Annotated in this window: 20 protein-coding genes; 12 read left to right on the top strand and 8 right to left on the bottom strand. The window is 33.9% G+C overall.

The genetic code is table 11. From position 1 onward, the window contains the following. The first annotated feature begins 48 nt into the window (after positions 1–48). The 10 genes from BT156_RS10100 to BT156_RS10055 all read left to right on the top strand — a co-directional run bounded on the left by BT156_RS10100 (position 49) and on the right by BT156_RS10055 (position 8,342). Positions 49–1,134: a porin gene (locus BT156_RS10100; protein WP_083582329.1), complete on the top strand. Its 1,086-nt coding sequence runs from the start codon at positions 49–51 to the stop codon at positions 1,132–1,134. A 124-nt stretch (positions 1,135–1,258) separates the two neighbouring features. Continuing rightward, positions 1,259–2,371, top strand: coding sequence for a histidine kinase (locus BT156_RS10095; RefSeq protein ID WP_072409718.1), 1,113 nt, complete (start codon positions 1,259–1,261; stop codon positions 2,369–2,371). Positions 2,372–2,376: 5 nt separating this feature from the next. Continuing rightward, positions 2,377–4,092 carry a HAMP domain-containing sensor histidine kinase gene (locus tag BT156_RS10090; protein ID WP_072409716.1) on the top strand — a complete coding sequence of 572 codons (1,716 nt, stop codon included), beginning with the start codon at positions 2,377–2,379 and terminating at the stop codon, positions 4,090–4,092. Positions 4,093–4,115: 23 nt separating this feature from the next. Continuing rightward, a complete protein-coding gene (locus BT156_RS10085) occupies positions 4,116–4,712 on the top strand; it encodes a hypothetical protein (RefSeq protein ID WP_072409714.1) in 597 nt (198 codons plus the stop codon). Positions 4,713–4,714: 2 nt separating this feature from the next. Then, complete coding sequence (locus BT156_RS10080) at positions 4,715–5,197, top strand: hypothetical protein (RefSeq protein ID WP_072409712.1); 483 nt, start codon at positions 4,715–4,717, stop codon at positions 5,195–5,197. A gap of 98 nt (positions 5,198–5,295) precedes the next feature. Beyond that, entirely contained in the window at positions 5,296–5,391 is a 96-nt protein-coding gene (locus tag BT156_RS21890; RefSeq protein ID WP_139255451.1) for a hypothetical protein, read from the top strand. A gap of 198 nt (positions 5,392–5,589) precedes the next feature. Beyond that, entirely contained in the window at positions 5,590–6,882 is a 1,293-nt protein-coding gene (locus BT156_RS10070; RefSeq protein ID WP_072409777.1) for a DUF389 domain-containing protein, read from the top strand. A 35-nt stretch (positions 6,883–6,917) separates the two neighbouring features. Beyond that, complete coding sequence (locus tag BT156_RS10065; protein ID WP_072409710.1) at positions 6,918–7,475, top strand: YdeI/OmpD-associated family protein; 558 nt, start codon at positions 6,918–6,920, stop codon at positions 7,473–7,475. 102 nt (positions 7,476–7,577) lie between these two features. After that, on the top strand, positions 7,578–7,976 hold the full coding sequence (locus tag BT156_RS10060) for an immunity 22 family protein (protein WP_072409708.1): 399 nt from the start codon (positions 7,578–7,580) through the stop codon (positions 7,974–7,976). Positions 7,977–8,003: 27 nt separating this feature from the next. Further along, positions 8,004–8,342 (top strand): hypothetical protein, encoded by a 339-nt coding sequence (locus BT156_RS10055; RefSeq protein ID WP_072409706.1) that lies wholly within the window; start codon positions 8,004–8,006, stop codon positions 8,340–8,342. Here BT156_RS10055 and BT156_RS22065 read toward each other — a convergent pair. Continuing rightward, positions 8,311–8,634 (bottom strand): hypothetical protein, encoded by a 324-nt coding sequence (locus BT156_RS22065; protein WP_170857293.1) that lies wholly within the window; start codon positions 8,632–8,634, stop codon positions 8,311–8,313. The two genes, BT156_RS10055 and BT156_RS22065, sit on opposite strands and share 32 nt — an antisense overlap. Before the next feature lie 244 nt (positions 8,635–8,878). Here BT156_RS22065 and BT156_RS10045 point away from each other — a divergent pair, with 244 nt between their 5' ends. Both BT156_RS10045 and BT156_RS10040 read left to right on the top strand, forming a co-directional pair. Further along, positions 8,879–9,514, top strand: coding sequence for a LysE family translocator (locus tag BT156_RS10045; RefSeq protein ID WP_072409703.1), 636 nt, complete (start codon positions 8,879–8,881; stop codon positions 9,512–9,514). A 78-nt stretch (positions 9,515–9,592) separates the two neighbouring features. Beyond that, positions 9,593–10,174 (top strand): hypothetical protein, encoded by a 582-nt coding sequence (locus BT156_RS10040; protein WP_072409701.1) that lies wholly within the window; start codon positions 9,593–9,595, stop codon positions 10,172–10,174. Between the two features lie 148 nt (positions 10,175–10,322). On the opposite strand, the gene polA is transcribed toward BT156_RS10040, so the two are convergent. From polA to BT156_RS10005, 7 genes are all read right to left on the bottom strand, one after another. Continuing rightward, complete coding sequence (gene polA, locus BT156_RS10035) at positions 10,323–13,172, bottom strand: DNA polymerase I (RefSeq protein ID WP_072409699.1); 2,850 nt, start codon at positions 13,170–13,172, stop codon at positions 10,323–10,325. Between the two features lie 168 nt (positions 13,173–13,340). Continuing rightward, a complete protein-coding gene (locus BT156_RS10030) occupies positions 13,341–13,733 on the bottom strand; it encodes an META domain-containing protein (protein WP_072409697.1) in 393 nt (130 codons plus the stop codon). Between the two features lie 32 nt (positions 13,734–13,765). Beyond that, complete coding sequence (locus tag BT156_RS10025; RefSeq protein WP_072409695.1) at positions 13,766–14,266, bottom strand: hypothetical protein; 501 nt, start codon at positions 14,264–14,266, stop codon at positions 13,766–13,768. A 27-nt stretch (positions 14,267–14,293) separates the two neighbouring features. Continuing rightward, a complete protein-coding gene (locus BT156_RS10020; protein WP_072409693.1) occupies positions 14,294–14,947 on the bottom strand; it encodes a hypothetical protein in 654 nt (217 codons plus the stop codon). A gap of 9 nt (positions 14,948–14,956) precedes the next feature. Then, positions 14,957–16,492 carry a hypothetical protein gene (locus BT156_RS10015; RefSeq protein WP_072409691.1) on the bottom strand — a complete coding sequence of 512 codons (1,536 nt, stop codon included), beginning with the start codon at positions 16,490–16,492 and terminating at the stop codon, positions 14,957–14,959. Then, positions 16,482–16,754 (bottom strand): hypothetical protein, encoded by a 273-nt coding sequence (locus tag BT156_RS10010; RefSeq protein ID WP_072409689.1) that lies wholly within the window; start codon positions 16,752–16,754, stop codon positions 16,482–16,484. Before BT156_RS10010 ends, BT156_RS10015 begins: the two co-directional genes overlap by 11 nt. Next, positions 16,726–17,619 carry a hypothetical protein gene (locus BT156_RS10005; RefSeq protein WP_072409687.1) on the bottom strand — a complete coding sequence of 298 codons (894 nt, stop codon included), beginning with the start codon at positions 17,617–17,619 and terminating at the stop codon, positions 16,726–16,728. The genes BT156_RS10010 and BT156_RS10005 overlap by 29 nt, the downstream gene beginning before the upstream one ends. Positions 17,620–17,621: the final 2 nt, after the last annotated feature.

The following is a 17,621-nucleotide window of genomic DNA, read 5'->3' as shown; positions in this document are numbered from 1 at the left end:
CTTAACTACTCAAACTCTCGGTTAAAAATAATAAGGTTTACAACTACCATGAAAAAATATATCATAACAAGTCTATTATTGGGAATATTTTTCTCAAAAGCTCAAACATCAGATTCATTAAAGACAAACAATAAAGTAACTTTTTCTGCATACGCTGAACTATTTTACACATATGATTTTAATGAACCGTCCAATCATCTGCGTCAGAATTTTTTATACTCATATAATCGTCATAATGAACTGAATCTTAACTTAGGACTTGTAAAAGCAGCTTATCAAAGTGAAAATCTTCGTGCTAATTTTGCGTTGATGGCCGGAACTTATGCACAGGATAATATGGCTGCAGAACAGGAAGCACTGCGCTATGTAAATGAAGCTAATATTGGAATTAAAATTTCCAAAAACAAAAACTTATGGATCGATGCAGGAATAATGCCTTCTCACATCGGTTGGGAAAGCGCAATCGGAAAAGATAATATTAATCTTACGAGAAGTTTTGCAGCAGAAAATTCGCCATATTTTGAAACAGGAGCGAAAATTTCCTACACTTCAGATAACGGAAAATGGTTTGTAAGCGGATTGGTTCTGAACGGATGGCAGCGTATTGCAAAACCTGAAGGCAATCAAAGCATTTCTTTCGGACATCAGCTAACGTATAAACCGAATGAAAAAATTACATTAAACAGCAGTTCATTCATCGGAAACGACAAATCAAAAGAAGAGAAAAAAATGCGTTATTTCCATGATTTGTATGGAAGTTTTCAATTGACAGAAAAATTTTCAACGGTTCTAGGTTTTGATATCGGAGCAGAGCAGAAATTAAAAGGAAGTGAGCAGTATAATATTTGGTATAGTCCGAATATTTTGATGAAATATCAATTAGATAATAAATGGGCGCTGGCCGGAAGATTGGAATATTACAACGATAAAAACGGAGTCATTATCAACACGAAAACGCCCAATGGTTTTCAGACCTACGGATATTCTCTAAACGTAGATTATGCGATTTTAAAGAATGTTGTATTCCGTACAGAAGCAAGAGGTTTTACGTCAAAAGATGCGATCTTTGTAAAGAACGATGAACTTAAACAGGGAAACTTTTTTATTACCACAAGTTTAGCAGCTTGGTTTTAAGAAGCGGGAAGTCTGAAGTTGGGTGCTGGAAGTAAATAGTATGCTATAATAACTTCCAGCATCCAACTTCCAGCTTCCACCACTACCTATGTTTCAAAAAATAAAATTAAAAAGAATAAAATCAATGTCATCATCAGCAAAGCAATTTTTAGAACTCATTCAAAAATCCAAAAAAGGAAAATTTAAGATCTATATTGGGATGAGTGCGGGGGTAGGAAAAACGTTCCGAATGCTCCAGGAAGCCCATGCTTTACTGCGAAATGGTATTGATGTAAAAATCGGCTACGTAGAAACTCACGGAAGAGAAGAAACCGTAGCTTTAGTAGACGGAATTCCTGAAATACCTCGAAGGTCTGCTTTTTATAAAGGCAAAAATCTTGAAGAAATGGATCTTCAGACCATTATCAATGAACATCCGGAAGTTGTTTTGGTGGATGAATTGGCACATACCAACGTTGAAGGTTCAAAAAACAAAAAAAGATGGCAAGATGTGTTGGAAATCCTGGATAATGGCATTAATGTCATCAGTGCAATGAATATTCAGCATATTGAAAGTTTGAATGAGGAGGTGAAAAAAATTACAGGAATTGAAGTTTCAGAGCGCGTTCCCGATAAAATTTTAGCCTTAGCTGATGAAGTAGTGAATATTGATTTAACCGCTGACGAACTTCTAACGAGATTGAAAGAAGGCAAGATTTATAAAAAGGAAAAAATTCATACAGCTTTAAATAATTTCTTCCAAAGCGGCCATATTTTACAGCTTCGCGAATTGGCTTTAAAAGAAGTAGCCACACACGTTGAAAAAAAGGTTGAAACAGAGGTTAAAACCGAAAACTTTAAACCTATAAAATTTCTCGCATGCATCAGCAGTAACGATAAAATTGCTAAAAATATCATCCGGAAAACCTCAAGACTGGCGAGTTATTACAATAGTCCGTGGACGGTTTTATATGTTCAGAAACCATCTGAAAATCCCGAAAAAATAGCTTTAGATAAGCAAAGATATTTGATTAATAATTTTAATTTAGCACAAGAATTGGGCGCAAAAGTGATCCGAATAAAAGAAAACAGCGTGCATAAAGGAATTTTAGATTATGTAGTTGAGCATAATATCACCACTGTCTGCATCGGAAAACCTCATGCCAAACTTTGGCAGAGACTTTCCGGCTACAGCTGGATCTACACCCTGATGAACCGATTGAATGAACGACAGATCGATATTATTATTTTATCTTAAACACAATGAAAATTAAAACCAAACTTACCCTCGGCGTAGGTCTTTTATTCTTACTGATCGTTTTACTTTCAGTGATTGGCTCTGTGTATATCAATAAATTAAAATCTGATACCGAAAAAATTCTTACTGCTAATTACAACAGTTTAGAATTCTCCAAAAACATGTTCCTGGCATTGGATAAAATAAGTACAGACAGTGCGATTGCCATCAAAGATTTCAAAAAAAACAATGGTTTACAGGAAAAAAATCTCACGGAATTTGGTGAAAAAGAAGCCACTCAAAATCTTAATCTGCATTTCGACAGCTATTTACAACAGCCCACCATCGAAAAAGAAAAGCTTATCCGCGAAGATCTGGCCAAGATCATGTCGCTGAATATGAAAGGTATTGAACGTAAAAGTGATATCGCCATTATAACCGCAGAAAATGCGACTTTCTGGATCGTAAGTATTGGTACAGGTTGTTTTCTGATCGCTTTCACTTTGTTGTTTAATTTACCTCAGACCATTGCAGAACCTATCAATCAACTGACTTTCAGCATTAAACAAATTGCGAATAAAAATTATAATGAAAGGGTTCATTTTAAAGGAAGTGAAGAGTTTAATGACCTTGCCAATTCTTTCAACATCATGGCCGAAAAACTGCAGGAATATGAAAGCAGTACCCTTTCTACGCAATTGATGGATAAAAAAAGGATTGAAACGTTAGTTAATAATATGCACGATGCCGTAATTGGGCTCGATGAAAATCATTTTATCTACATGATTAACGATGAAGCTTTAAAAATCACCAATCTTAGAAAAGAAGAGATTATTGGGAAAACAGCTCATGAAGTGGCCATTAACAATGATTTGGTGAGAGAACTTTTAAAAAACATTGATCATCCCGTAAAAGAACCAATAAAAATTGTCACTGATAATAAAGAGAATTATTTTGAACAGGAGATTGTTCCCATCAACATTGTAAAAACCGGCGAAAAAGAAAAAAAATATATCGGAAAAGTAATTTTACTCCGAAATATCACGCCTTTCAAAGAATTGGATTTTGCTAAAACCAATTTTATTGCAACCATTTCTCACGAATTAAAAACTCCTATTTCTGCCATTAAAATGGGTGTTCAGCTATTAGGAAATCAAAAATTCGGTGAGCTGAATGAGCAGCAAAAAGAATTATTGAAAAGCATTAATGAAGACGGACAACGTTTATTGGATATTACCGGAGAACTCCTGAATTTATCACAAGTTGAAACAGGAAATATAAGATTACATATTGAAAGTTGTTCGCCCAAGAACATTGTTCAGACCGCCATTAAAAATGTTGAAAAACTGGCTGAACAGAAAAATATAGCCATTAATTTTCAATATAATTTAGAGGAAAACAATTTTGTTTCTGCCGATTTTGACAAAACGGTTTGGGTAATGAATAATTTCCTGAGCAATGCCATTAAACATTCTTTTCAGGATGAAAATATTCAGATTTTAGTTGAAAAATCAGATTCATATGTAACATTCAGCATCACAGATACAGGAAGCGGAATTGATGAAAAATACCACCGCCAGATCTTCGACCGTTATTTTCAGGTTCCCGGAGAGCATCAAAACGGAACAGGTTTAGGCTTGGCGATTTCCAAAAACTTCATTGAAAAACAAAATGGCGAAATTGGCGTGAACAGCTCGCTGAATCAGGGAAGTACTTTCTATTTTAAGTTGCCTTTGGCTTAAATAATTTTTTTTACATTTGATAAATGGCTATTTATCAGTTTCGACTAAATCTAATTCCACGAAAAGGAGTTATTAATGAGTTCGGATTTATTCCTAATAAATTAAATATCAATCTTCAAGAAAGAACAAATCATTACAACCTTGAAGAAGATAATTTATTGGATTCTACTGATTTTTTTATAGATGCTTTAACTATAAATTTTTGGGATTCTGCAGAGATTTTTCCAACAGAAATAATTTATTACATCAATAAATTATTTCCCAGAAAACCATTAGAAAGTAGATCTGATTATTATTACTGGAAACATTATAAGAGAACCATTGATACAACAATAGATCATGATGCATCATTAATATTAAATAAAGAAAATGGAAAAATAAAAGAACTTCATTTTCGGGCAGATTTAAGAGAAGACGGCTTAATTTTTTTAAATAATTTTATTGAAATTGCGAAAAAATATGATTGCCTCTTAATGGATCTTCAAGGAAATCTTGTCATTCCAGCACAAAAAGAAGTTTATAAATTGGCAAAACTTTCAAACAGTTATATTTTTTTGACAAATCCTGAAGGATTTTTAACCAATCTAGGCAACGACCATAAAATATTAAATGATGATTAACAATGCCTGATAATATATTTTTCTATTTCATTATTGCATTCTTTCTATTTGCTATTGGCAAGAGCATTTATCATTTCATTGAAAAAAAGAAAATTCTTGCCAATTACAAACAATTAAATTCTATAGAAATTAACAACATTTCCGGTTCAATTGTTACCACAAGTGGAATGTTGCGTCAAAGGTTTGAATGGTTTACATTCGATATATTGATCAATCAAAATTCTGTTTTTTTATTTCCAAAAAGTTTTTACTTTATTCCGAGTCGTGCAATCAACCTGGTGTATTCAACCGCAAATAATAAATACACGAAACAAACCAGAAAACCTGAGCAGATACGAGAGTTTAATGTTAGCAAAGACAATCTAGAAATCGTTTTTATGAGGGATTATTTCATGTCACAAACATCAAAATTATATTTAAAAAATCTTACTCAGGAGCAAATTAAACTTCTGGGCTCTGTTTTAAATAAAAGAATTGCTGACTAAAATATTTTAATACCATTCATAACTTTAATTCCGGATATTGATAAAATATTAATCTACAAAATCAAAGAATAAACGAAACAAATAATGCTGCACACAGAATGCCTCCTTACGCAGGAGAAGGTGTCAATATGGCGATGCAGGATCCTTATGAATTGGCTGAGTGCTTAACAAATGATCAATTTGAAGATATTTAGTGGACAAGAATTATGATTCTTTATTACACTTCATCATAGAATCCAAAAGAATTATTTGGTTTTAAAATATAAAAATGTACATTTGTAAACGGCGGGATGAAACTTTACTTTCATTCCGCCATTTTTATTTATTTTTTACACTAAAAAAATTACATCACAACAGATTAAATAAATTTTACTATAAATACATTAATGAAAATGAAAAAGACTATTTCTGATTTTTTAAATCTGCATACCGGTGAAGAAGATCCTAATCTTGTCTTGGAGAATGTTACTAAAAATGTGTCTTTTAGAGGTGCAAATCTATGGATCTTAGCGTGTGCAATACTTATTGCTTCCGTTGGATTGAATGTAAATTCTACAGCAGTAATTATCGGCGCAATGCTTATCTCCCCTTTGATGGGACCAATTGTAGGTGCAGGTTTTGCTTTAGCGACATACAATTTCAATCTATTAAAAAAATCCATGAAAAACCTTTTAATAGCAACAATTGTAAGTTTATCGGTTTCTATTTTATACTTCTATTTAAGTCCGTTCAAAGAAATTCAGTCTGAATTACTGGCAAGAACCTCACCTAATATTTATGATGTTCTTATCGCTTTTTTTGGAGGAATTGTAGGAGCTGTTTCTATTACAAGGGTTGAAAAAGGAAATCCTATTCCGGGTGTTGCTATCGCAACAGCATTAATGCCCCCGCTTTGTACAGCAGGGTTTGGGATTGCTACAGGAAATTATTCTTTTTTCTTCGGAGCATTTTACCTGTATACCATAAATTGTTTTTTCATTTGTATTGCCACTTTTTTTATCATTAAATTCCTGAAATATAAACCAGTTTTATTAACCAACAAAATTTATGAAAAGAGAATACGCTACGGAATTACAGTGCTTATTGTGATCATGATTGTTCCAAGTGCATATTTGGCCTATAATTTATTGAATGAAAGAAAATATACTCAACATGTAGAAAATTTCATTAATGATGAATTTATAAATAATGGCTATACCGTTATTTATAAGAAAATAAATTATAATTCTAATCCAAAATCAGTTGAGCTTGCCTTTCTTTCCAAAAAATTTGACAGCCTTGAAATAAAAAGCCTAAATAACTCTTTGAAAAATTTCGGGATCAATAATACCAATTTAATTATTAAGCAAAATACCTCTGATCTAAAAGCTGAAATCCTCAATGAAATTAATTCCCAAAAAAATACGGTTAGCGAAAAAGATGTTCAGATCAATGTCTTGAAAGGAGAACTAAATCAATATAAGTCTGATAATCCTGAACTCATAAAGGAAATAGGGATCTTATTCCCTGAAGTGAAAAATATCTCATTAGGAAAACTGCAAACCTTCTACAAGCCTGACTCTGCAGGAGTTGAAACAGCTTTCATCTACAGATCCGAAACCAAAATAGATGAAGAAAAGCTAAAGGCCTGGCTAGAAAATAAGTTGAAAACGAACAAAATTATTTTGATGAATACCAAAAACTAGAAGTACATTTATTTTTCAATTCTAAAAACATAAAAATGGAAGCATTTTTTTTTGCCACACCCAACGACTTCAGAGAATGGCTTGAGAAAAACCACGCCACTGAAAAAGAGCTTTTGGTAGGATTTTATAAAGTCGGAACCAAAAAGCCGTCGATGATCTGGTCGGAAGCTGTTGATCAGGCATTATGTTTTGGGTGGATTGACAGTGTGAGAAGATCAATTGATGAAGAAAGCTACAGCAACCGTTTTACCCCAAGAAAACCGACAAGTATCTGGAGTGTTATCAACATCAAAAAAGTGGAAGAATTGACCAAAGCCGGATTGATGAAACCCGAAGGTATAAAAGCATTTGAACTAAGAAAAGAAGAAAAATCTGCCATTTATTCTCACGAAAAAGAACTGGCGGTTCTAGATCCGACGTATGAAAAGCAATTTAAAAGTAACAAAAAAGCCTGGGAATTTTTTGATAATCAGGCTCCATCTTATAAAAAAGTAATGCTTCACTGGATCATGAGTGCTAAACAGGAAAAAACGAGAATTTCAAGGCTGGAGAAGACGATTAAAGAGAGTGAAGCAGGAAAAAGAATACAATAAAAGCTTCATCAAAATCCCTAATAGCCGTGTTTTCTGTTGAAGGGTTTACAAATATTGTCATAACTTTGAGGGCAATTAAATTAAAAGAGGATAAAAACAGTTATGGATACGCAAATATTAGATTTTTGGATAGGAAATTTTAGCAGTGAAGAAGATTTTGAAGACTTCATGAATGAAGATGAAGATTTTTATGTGGAAGAAGAATCTGATGAAACCCATAATTCAAAATTTGCAGAATCTCAGGATACGATCTGGCTGGATTATGATTTCGTGGAATACGGTTTTGATGACACCAACAATAATATCTATGATAAATTTTCAGAATATTCTTTTGCAGATCAGTGGCTTCCGACTTTAGTGAGCAGAATCAATGAATTGGATATTAAGGCAAATATCAATTCTTTGATCTTCCTAAACAGCGGACAAATTGCAAAACCCGTTTCTGTGGAAGATGAAATGTTTAGCTTGGTTTATCTGGGGAAGATTGAGTTTAGTGTTTAGAAATATTCAAAATTTATTCTTCATAAAATGGCAATTTCAAAAAAAGGTCTTAGAAAGATTAATGTAAATAATGAGATTTTTTATTGGAAAATCAGAAGGAAAATTTCACATAACGAAGCACATAATGATGAATATTCAATACCCGTTCAGCATGAAAGTGAAGGGCAATTATTATTTGTTAATGTTAATTTCGGTAGGTCTTATGGTTACGGCGATGACTTTATTAAAAGCGTAACTCCGGTTATGATTAAAGAAAAAATAATTGAAGCTATAAACCTTGGGTGGAAATATAATGAGAAAGGAAATCCCATCTGCTTATCCCAAGGAAAATTAGTTACAGACACGAAATATCAAATTTCAGATTGAAATTAATAAACCCACAACATTTGAAAAAAAAGATTTCCTTCCTAAAATCCAAAATTATCTTATTTTTAAAGAAGAATGGAATCGCATTTTTCATATTATTTACTGCAACATTTTTGCAGATATATTGGGCAATGGGAAGACTTTCGGGTAACACTTCGAGTAGCTGTTTAGAATGCAGTTTTTTTGAGGATGTATTCTTTATTTCGTTGCTTACAGGCTTTTTTCTTACTATCCTGTTTTCAATATTTTCATTACTTAAAAACTTATACGTGAAAACGGTAATAGAATTCATTCTTCTCGTTTTTCTATGGCTATTCTGGAACTATACTATTTTTGTAGAAAGGGAATCTTCATGGAGCACTTATCTTTTCAATGAAGAAATATATTACACTATTTCGCAATCGATTTTTCCGGTCATTATTTTGTGTTGCATCTCTGTTATCTTATTAAATTATAAGGAAATAAAAACTAAATTTGTTAGTCATTAATATAAGCATGAATTTCTATCTTTGCACCGCAAAACACTGATAAAAATTATGATTCCATTTCACGACCTTCTCTTTTTTGCCTTAGCTGCCCTTGTCTTGGTAATCAGTCCGGGACCTAATATGATTTATTTAATTTCCCGATCCATAACACAAGGAAGAAAAGCAGGCTTAACATCACTTGCAGGTGTCGTGTGTGGATTTCTTTTCCACATTGTGATGGTGTCTTTTGGTCTTACGGCCGTGTTATTTGCAGTACCTTATGCCTATATCGTTTTAAAGACGCTCGGAACGATCTATCTTTTATATCTCGCTTATCAGGCTATTAAACCCAATAGTAAAAACATTTTTGAAGTTGATAAAAATATTTCGATAGACAGACCAAGAAAATTATTTGCAGTCGGTTTCTTCACCAATGTACTCAATCCCAAAGTTGCCGTTTTCTATTTATCTTTTTTTCTACAGTTTATAAAACCCGAATACGGTTCTGTTTTCACTCAAAGTTTACAACTTGGAGTCACTCAGGTTTTCATAAGTTTTACCGTCAACTTTATCATTGTGTTAACAGCAGCAAAAGCATCTCTGTTTTTCGCAAAAAATCCTATTTGGATTAAAATACAGAAATGGTTTATGGCGAGTGTGTTAGTTTTTCTTGCTGTGAAAATGGCAATTTCGAAAGCGAAGTAGATATAATATAGTTTCTACGGATTTCCGTAATTTTTTTTGAATTGTTCAGAATACTTTTGAACATCAAAAATTACAACTATGTCATCAACCCAATGCCCAAAATGTAAAAGTATAATAAACAGTACTACAATAAAATGTCCTAATTGTGGCTATCTAATCAAGGATAATCCGAACACTTCTGTAAACAATTCTATTGCACCAAAGAAACCAAGTAATGGATGTGGTATAGCTCTACTATTTATTTTTGGATTTCTAATCTTATTCTTTTTAATTAAACAATGTTCAAAAACCGAAGATAAAATTGATTACTCCAGTAAACTTGATACCAAATTATTAAAGAAAGATAGCATTAAAAACCAAGCAAGAATTGACAGCATTGATAAACAGCAAAAAATTGAAGAAGAAAAATTTTCAAAAACAAAAGCTGGAAAAATTCATAAGAAACATCCAGAATGGTCAAAAGAAGATTGCATAAATATTTCTGAACATAAAATTTGGATTGGAATGAAGTATGAAATGCTTGTTTACATGCGAGGAAAACCGAATAATGTGAATACTTCAAACTACGGAAACGGCCCTAATTATCAAGCATGCTGGAACGATTATGATCCATCTTGTTTCTACTTTGATGAAAGTCAAATTATTACTTCTTATAATTAAATAACAGATAAAATATTATTTATCCAATAAAAATGCTTCGACTCCGCTCAGCATGACATTTCTAATACTAACTGCATTATTTCAACAGTAATTTTTTAGCGATGTCATGCTGAGCGGAGTCGAAGCATTTATATAAAAAAGTATATTCTTAATGCGCTTCCAGCCAGTTATTCCCTACTCCAATCTCCACCAACAGAGGAACCTGCGTTTCAATGGCATTTTCCATTTCAATTTTAATGATATTTGTAGCGACTTCTACCTCATCAATCGGAGCTTCAAACACCAATTCGTCATGAACCTGAAGCAACATTTTTGTCTGAAGTTTTTCTTTTTCCAGTTCTTTTTGAATTTTGATCATCGCCACTTTCACAACATCTGCAGCACTTCCCTGAACAGGAGCATTCACAGCGTTTCTTTCGGCATGACCTCTTACGACAAAGTTTCCTGAATTAATATCTTTTAAATGACGTTTTCTCCCTAAAATAGTTTCAACATAACCGATTTCACGGGCTTTATTCACTTGTTCAGCCATATATTGCTTCAACTTTGGATAGGTTTCGAAATAGGCTTCGATCATTTGCTTGGCTTCCGTTCTCGACAAACCTGTTTGTTCAGCTAATGCAAAAGCACCCTGACCGTAAATAATTCCGAAGTTTACTGTTTTAGCCTGACTTCTCTGTGTTTTAGAAACTTCTTCCAGAGGAATTTTAAACAGTTTTGCAGCGGTAGAAGCGTGGATATCTTCCCCATCCTGGAAGGCTTTGATCATATTATCTTCACCCGAAATCTCGGCAATCAAACGAAGTTCAATTTGTGAATAATCGGCAGAAATAATCTTTTTCCCTTCTGCCGAAACAAACGCTCCACGAATTTGCTGACCTCTCAATGTTCGGATCGGGATGTTCTGTAAATTCGGGTTTACACTCGCCAGACGACCTGTTGCAGCCGTAGTTTGTGAGAAATTGGTATGAACACGATCATCTTTGTCGATTTGTGATGGCAATGCATCAACGTAAGTCGATTTTAATTTTTGATACGTTCTGTATTCAAGAATATGCTGAATAATTTCGTGTTTCGAAGCCAACTTCTGCAATACATCTTCCGAAGTCGCGTATTGACCTGTTTTGGTCTTTTTGGCTTTCGGGTCAAGCTGCATTTTTTCAAACAACACTTCACCCAATTGTTTAGGCGAATTCATATTGAATTCTTCACCCGAAATTTCAAATATTTTAGCTTCTAATTGTCTTAGATCATTTTCAAGATCGATGCTTTCCTGAGCCAGCCATTTTTCGTCCAGAGAAATTCCGGACAGTTCCATTTTAGCCAAAACTTCCATCAACGGCATTTCGATATTGAAGAAAAGATCTTCTAAATTTTCCTTCTTTAATTGAGGGGCAAACAATTCATACAACTGGAAAGTTACGTCTGCATCTTCCGCCGCATAATCGGTCTGCGTTCTAAGATCTGCATCTCTGAAAGTTCCCTGATTTTTTCCTTTTTTACCAATAATGGTTTCAATGGAAACAGGTTTGTAATTTAAATAGACCTCTGAAAGATAGTCCATTCCGTGTCTTCCGTCCGGATTTAGAAGATAATGGGCGATCATCGTGTCGAACATTGCTCCCTGAACGGTAATATCGTATTGCTTTAAAATTTTATAATCAAATTTCAGATTGTGAGCGATTTTAAGCAGGTCTAATTTTTCAAAAAATGGTCTGAAAATTTCCAATGTTGCCAAGACTTCTTCTCTGTTTTCAGACAGGGGAATATAGTACGCCAATCCTTTTTTATAGGAGAAACTCATTCCTACCAATTCGGCTTCCAGTTCATTCAAAGAAGTTGTTTCTGTATCAAAACAAACGGCTTTCTGATTCAATAAGTTTTGAACTAAAATTTTCTGAGCTTTAGGATTATCAACAAACTGATATAAATGTTCGTTCTCCGCGATGGTTGACTTTGTGGAGGTTGCCTGATCCAGTTCTTCAAAATTGGCAAAAAGATCGAGCTGACCAATTTGTTGAGCCACTTTTTGCTGAGGAGTTTCCGCGGGCTGAGAAACCACTTCACCGTTTGCGGTAGCATCTTTAGCCACAACTTCTGTTTGAGAAGGCGCAAAAGCACGGTAAAGGTTTTCATATAGTCTTGTGAATTCTATTTCGTCAAAAACCTTTTTTGCTTTTTCAAAATCCGGAGTTTCAAGATCATACTGTTCCTGGTGAAATTCTACGGGAACATCACAAATGATGGTCGCTAATTTTTTAGATAAAATTCCACGCTCGGCAGAAGCTTCTACTTTTTCTTTAAGCTTACCTTTTAATTTATCTGTATTGGCAAGAAGATTTTCTATGCTTCCGAATTCTTTCAGGAATTTCATGGCGGTTTTTTCTCCAACACCCTCCAATCCGGGAATGTTATCCACCGCATCACCCATCATTGCTAAGAAATCGATCACCTGTTTCGGGTCTTCAATTTCATATTTAGCTTTCACTTCTTCAACACCCAGAATTTCAATCTCACTTCCTTTTAAACTCGGCTTATAAATCTTGACTTTATCGGTCACTAATTGTGCAAAATCTTTATCCGGAGTCACCATAAATGTGGTATATCCTTCTTTTTCTGCTTTGCAAGAAATGGTTCCGATCACGTCATCCGCTTCATAACCTTCAACTCCCAAATAAGGAATATGCATCGCCTCTAAAATCCTGTGGATGTATGGAATAGCAATCTTAATGGCTTCCGGAGTTTCGCTTCTGTTGGCTTTATATTCTGCAAAATCATCTGTTCTTACACTTGCCTGGCCTACATCAAAAACGACGGCCAAATGAGAAGGTCTTTCTCTTCTGATCAATTCAATCAATGAATTGGTAAATCCAAAAATAGCAGATGTGTCGATTCCTGTACTCGTTATTCTCGGACTTCTGATCAATGCGTAATATCCTCTGAAAATCATCGCATAAGCATCGATGAGAAATAGCCTTTTATCTTGTGTTGCCTCCATATTTTCTATAATGAACAAATATAAGAAAAAGTGTTTTCTTTTAACCTTATTTTAAATTCAAAAAAGACCGCCAGAGTATGACGGTCTTTTGGATTTTATTATTACTGTATGGATTTTATTATTTGGGCTGATCCAATTAAAAATGTAATATTTTTCGAGAATAGTATTTTAATTTTTTACAGGAATCAACTCAAGACGATCTTTATCTATTTTGAACTGATACGTTCCGTTAAGTGTTTTTGGCTCTTTGCAGTCGCCTGCCATATCTGCCATACCTTCGCTTATTTCGACCTGATTATCTTCATAAACACTGTAAGTTCCCATCATGTGAAAGCATGAAGTTCCGGTATGGAATTTTTTGTCGGCTTCAAACTGAAGAAAATTAAATTTAGGCTGTTCTGTCGGAAATTTAATAGGTTTTGCTTTTTTGAAAGTAGCACTTCCGTCAGCATTCATTTTTTCTACTTCCCAAGTTGTCTTTGCAAGAGAATTCGTTTGAGCATTTACCGTTGATAACAATGAGAAAGTTGCTATGATAAGAGTTAAGAGTAGTTTTTTCATATTTAAAAATTTGAGGTTGGTTTTATTTTAAATTAATCTTTATAATTTAAATATGGATTATTGATTTTAAATTCATAATTAAATACTTCTTCGTCGGATAATTTCAATAATTTCTGAATATATTCCGGTAAAGATTCCCCGAATTTATCATCGTAAGCTTTTATCTCCTGAATCTTATTATCAACAGATTCTACAGATCTAAGGTAGTCATTATTATAGACGATACTGGCAATCACCGTATTTCCATCTTCATCATATTCTTTTGAAATTCCGAAAATTACATTTCCTCTATTTTCATTGGTCTGTTCTAAATTTCCTTCTGAATTATAGATGTGCTCAATTCCGTTTTTATAGCCGTTTTTATATTCAGCTTCGGATTCTATGGCATCATTAAATTTCACATAAATCTCTCCCGTAAAAGGCTCTGTTAAATTTTGATCTAAAAAATATACAGCATAGCCGTTTCTGTCATTTTTTGTAAATAAACGATCGTCAATATCTTCAAGTCTCAATTCTATATCTTTATTAATCACAGACTATTACAGTTAAATAAAATTCGGTTATAAAAACTTTTCAGCTTCTTCGATGTTATAAATTATTCTGCCATCTTTTAAATTTAATCTTTCAAAAAAATCTTTATATTTTTCAAAATAAGAATTATTATTTTTAACTAAAACAGGAAACAATTGGCTCGCTTGATAAGGTTTATTAGCGTCAACTGTTTTTAAAACTGTTTGTTCTACTTCTCCAATATATAAACTAATTATATTCATTGATAACAATAAATCTTTAAAAAAGCTTTCAAAAAAAACCTCGTTATATAATGCTAAAAACTGTTTTATGTAGGGCATTAACTGAGTTTCAGAGCTTCCATTATAGGTAGATATTTTGAGCGCATGTGAAAATTTATCATATGCTGTATCTTCTCCATATATTCTGTGTGGATCAAAATTTTCATTTTTATCCCACCTTTCATCTATAAATTGTTGAAGTTTAGAAAATCCTTGCTCTTTATTCCAAGAAACTAATATAAGTATCGCCTGATAAGCTATGGTTTTATCTGATGATTCTAATAATTCGGTAAGCTTTTCTATTCTTTCAGTATTATTTACATCATCGAGAAGCATTACTTCATTCAGGTCATATCCATCTTCTCCTTCTTCATTATAATAATACAAAGTATCATATGTTTCTTTTGACATTTTTTCTTCCATGATTATGTTTTATTCATTAGGATAAACTTTAATGTATTCTGCTGGTATCTGGCCTTTAATTAAAACTTCTCGATCTCTTATCGTATTATCTAAATCTCTTTGAGCATTTTGTAATCTTTCCATATTTTTTGGTGTTGGATTAGCATCATACCTAGATTTTGCTGCATCAACTTTACCTTGTAATTCAGCTTGCACCTTTTCAGGTCTTAAAACTTCTACATCCTTAACTTTACCATTTGCAATATCTGCTTCTAGTTTTTTAATATCAACTTCTATTACATTATCTCCATATTTTTTACCAACTCCCGGTTTACCTTCAGAAAAAGAAGTATAAGGGCTATCACTTTTCTTGGGTTCAGAGCCTCTCACATGGTCGGCTACTGTAGCTTGTCCATCTTTGTTTGCGGGAACAACATCACCATTTTCATTTACGCTTGACTTTACTCTTCCCGGCTTAGATCCTTCCGAAGAATTAGGACGACTATCTTGTCTATATATGGATTCTTCATAAGCATTTCCTTCATCTCCCTCTTTAGGCTTTCCTTTACTCTCCCCTTGCCCTTTGCTTCCATTCGTACCTTCATCTTCAGGCGTTCGATTTCCTTCTTCTTTACTGGTCGTATTTCCGTCTTTATCACCACCAGCGTTCGGTTCTTCCACAGCAGGTTTAGGACCTTTTGCTTTTATGTTTAACAAATATAAGAAAAGAAGGTAATCGGAAGGCTGTGCCTGCCCTGAAAATATGCGCTGTCCCATCCCAATTTCGGGAATACCACCATTTACCAAAGCCGATCCGGCATCTTCCGCATCCTGAACATTTCCATATGCATGTTCGTTGGCTAAAGAATTTAAGCCGAAAAGCGCACGGCTTCCACCCCAAATTCCGGTAAAACTTCCTGCAACATTCGATAATACACTTGAAAAAGTGGGTGCGGCGAGCGCAAGCGAGCCGCCTGCAAGACCCGCAGCCAGAAAACCTCCGGCTCCTACTCCGGCTCCGCCTAAAGCACATCCTGCCAACTGAGAGACATAATTAAATCCACCCAAAGCCAAAGCATGTGTCCAGCTTTTGATTTCGGGGGCAAATTTTACGACTCCGCCGATAGAGCAGGTCATTGTTCGGTCACCTGTTATTGCGGGGGTTCCGGTAAGAAGCATATTATCTTTGCTTCCGTCCCAGGTTCTGGCGGTTGCATTTTTTTGTCCACATTTTAAAGCTCCATCAACGGCTGCAATGACTCCTCCGGCAACACCTGCCGCGGCACCGATCGCCATCATTCCCATTAAACCGATGGCAGCAATACCTCCTGTTCCAACAATTAATGCTACGACAACTATAACCGCAACTGCTGTTAAAAGTGCTGCCCAAAGCATATTTTTAGTACATCCGAAATCTATCCAACTACTTGTTGCGGTATCTGCAACGGTAATATAGACGTCTCCCGAACTTTTTTTATTACTTTTTCTGGTTCCCTGCAGCTGGGCGGGCATTGCTCCGCTGGAACACATCCAGAAATCTTTTTCTGTTATAATTTTATTCCCCATATCCTATTTTTTTTAAGATTTGTTTTCTTGTATGGGCTGTTATTTTATTTCTGTTATTAATGATCTGATAATCAAGACCATAACCAATTTTTGATATAAATCCCTGCTGCTCTTTCTTATATCCTTTTTCAATGAAAACAAAAAAGGTTTTGACACTATTTTGCTTATCACGTCTGAACCTAAATTCAAAATGATAATTTTTTATAGAAAACTCTTTGCTAAAAGTTTTTATGTCAAGATTGTTTTTCTGTAAGGTATTCATTGGACATTTTATATTTAAAAATTTCGTCACTATAAAATGTATACTTCAATTTTGTATAAAGTTTTTCAGGATCGGCGATCTCTTCTCTGCTTAAAGAAGCTTCGATCATTCTTCCTGTAATTTCATCAAATCTGTAAATTCCTTTTTCGTTTAATGAAGTTTGGAGCTTATTTGTATCAATCTGATTGGCGAACTGAACATATGCTCTGTTGTAAAATCCAATATTCAATAAAATGGAAGGTTCACCGGAAAGTTCTACGATCATTTCGTCTGAAGAAAGCAATGGATTCGTACTGTTTTTCAGATTAAAACTCCAATGTACGTTAGCAGAATTGAAAAAATTTAAAGCATTATCTTTAAAACCTGACGGAACTTTTTTTCCATAGATTTTATTGAAATACATTAGAAAAAATTCATTATTCTGGATTCCTTCAATTAATTTCTCCTGATTCTGAAAAATATTATCATTTAAAACAATAGCATTTTTGATATCGGGATTATTCTCTGCAATTTTTTCCATTTCGGCCTTTGTCTGGCTCCATTTTGAACGGATAATATCCATATTTAAAACCTGAACAGCTTTTCCGTCATTATCTATTCTCAAATGCAATTCGTTGTACAACCTTGAAAAAGCATTGGTTAACGCCGCAATTTCTTTAATCAAAGGATTATTAGCTTCGAGTAAAATATGGTCCAGTATAATGATTTTAACCTCAACAAAATCTTCTTCCACTTTCAAAACACTAAAATCCCATCTCAGCTGAGACCGGGAAGTCATGTGAACATTCACCGCCCTGATATCCGAATCGATGATCAGCGTGTATTGTTCAGAGAATTTTTCTTTTATTTTAAATGAATTACTCATAT

It is taken from the genome of Chryseobacterium limigenitum (assembly GCF_900114875.1).
Classification (GTDB): Bacteria; Bacteroidota; Bacteroidia; order Flavobacteriales; family Weeksellaceae; genus Chryseobacterium; species Chryseobacterium limigenitum.
This window is presented reverse-complemented; position numbering and strand designations above follow the sequence as displayed.

Bases quoted from the DNA above. Each gene is read 5' to 3' on its own strand.
- BT156_RS10090 (WP_072409716.1), top strand. From the start codon at position 2,377: ATGAAAATTAAAACCAAACTTACCCTCGGCGTAGGTCTTTTATTCTTA.
- BT156_RS10040 (WP_072409701.1), top strand. From the start codon at position 9,593: ATGTCATCAACCCAATGCCCAAAATGTAAAAGTATAATAAACAGTACT.
- BT156_RS10005 (WP_072409687.1), bottom strand. From the start codon at position 17,619: ATGAGTAATTCATTTAAAATAAAAGAAAAATTCTCTGAACAATACACG.
- BT156_RS10100 (WP_083582329.1), top strand. From the start codon at position 49: ATGAAAAAATATATCATAACAAGTCTATTATTGGGAATATTTTTCTCA.
- BT156_RS10060 (WP_072409708.1), top strand. From the start codon at position 7,578: ATGGATACGCAAATATTAGATTTTTGGATAGGAAATTTTAGCAGTGAA.
- BT156_RS10055 (WP_072409706.1), top strand. From the start codon at position 8,004: ATGGCAATTTCAAAAAAAGGTCTTAGAAAGATTAATGTAAATAATGAG.
- BT156_RS21890 (WP_139255451.1), top strand. From the start codon at position 5,296: ATGCCTCCTTACGCAGGAGAAGGTGTCAATATGGCGATGCAGGATCCT.
- BT156_RS10020 (WP_072409693.1), bottom strand. From the start codon at position 14,947: ATGGAAGAAAAAATGTCAAAAGAAACATATGATACTTTGTATTATTAT.
- polA (WP_072409699.1), bottom strand. From the start codon at position 13,172: ATGGAGGCAACACAAGATAAAAGGCTATTTCTCATCGATGCTTATGCG.
- BT156_RS10070 (WP_072409777.1), top strand. From the start codon at position 5,590: ATGAAAAAGACTATTTCTGATTTTTTAAATCTGCATACCGGTGAAGAA.
- BT156_RS10085 (WP_072409714.1), top strand. From the start codon at position 4,116: ATGGCTATTTATCAGTTTCGACTAAATCTAATTCCACGAAAAGGAGTT.
- BT156_RS22065 (WP_170857293.1), bottom strand. From the start codon at position 8,634: ATGAATTCTATTACCGTTTTCACGTATAAGTTTTTAAGTAATGAAAAT.
- BT156_RS10095 (WP_072409718.1), top strand. From the start codon at position 1,259: ATGTCATCATCAGCAAAGCAATTTTTAGAACTCATTCAAAAATCCAAA.
- BT156_RS10045 (WP_072409703.1), top strand. From the start codon at position 8,879: ATGATTCCATTTCACGACCTTCTCTTTTTTGCCTTAGCTGCCCTTGTC.
- BT156_RS10010 (WP_072409689.1), bottom strand. From the start codon at position 16,754: ATGAATACCTTACAGAAAAACAATCTTGACATAAAAACTTTTAGCAAA.
- BT156_RS10080 (WP_072409712.1), top strand. From the start codon at position 4,715: ATGCCTGATAATATATTTTTCTATTTCATTATTGCATTCTTTCTATTT.
- BT156_RS10065 (WP_072409710.1), top strand. From the start codon at position 6,918: ATGGAAGCATTTTTTTTTGCCACACCCAACGACTTCAGAGAATGGCTT.
- BT156_RS10030 (WP_072409697.1), bottom strand. From the start codon at position 13,733: ATGAAAAAACTACTCTTAACTCTTATCATAGCAACTTTCTCATTGTTA.
- BT156_RS10015 (WP_072409691.1), bottom strand. From the start codon at position 16,492: ATGGGGAATAAAATTATAACAGAAAAAGATTTCTGGATGTGTTCCAGC.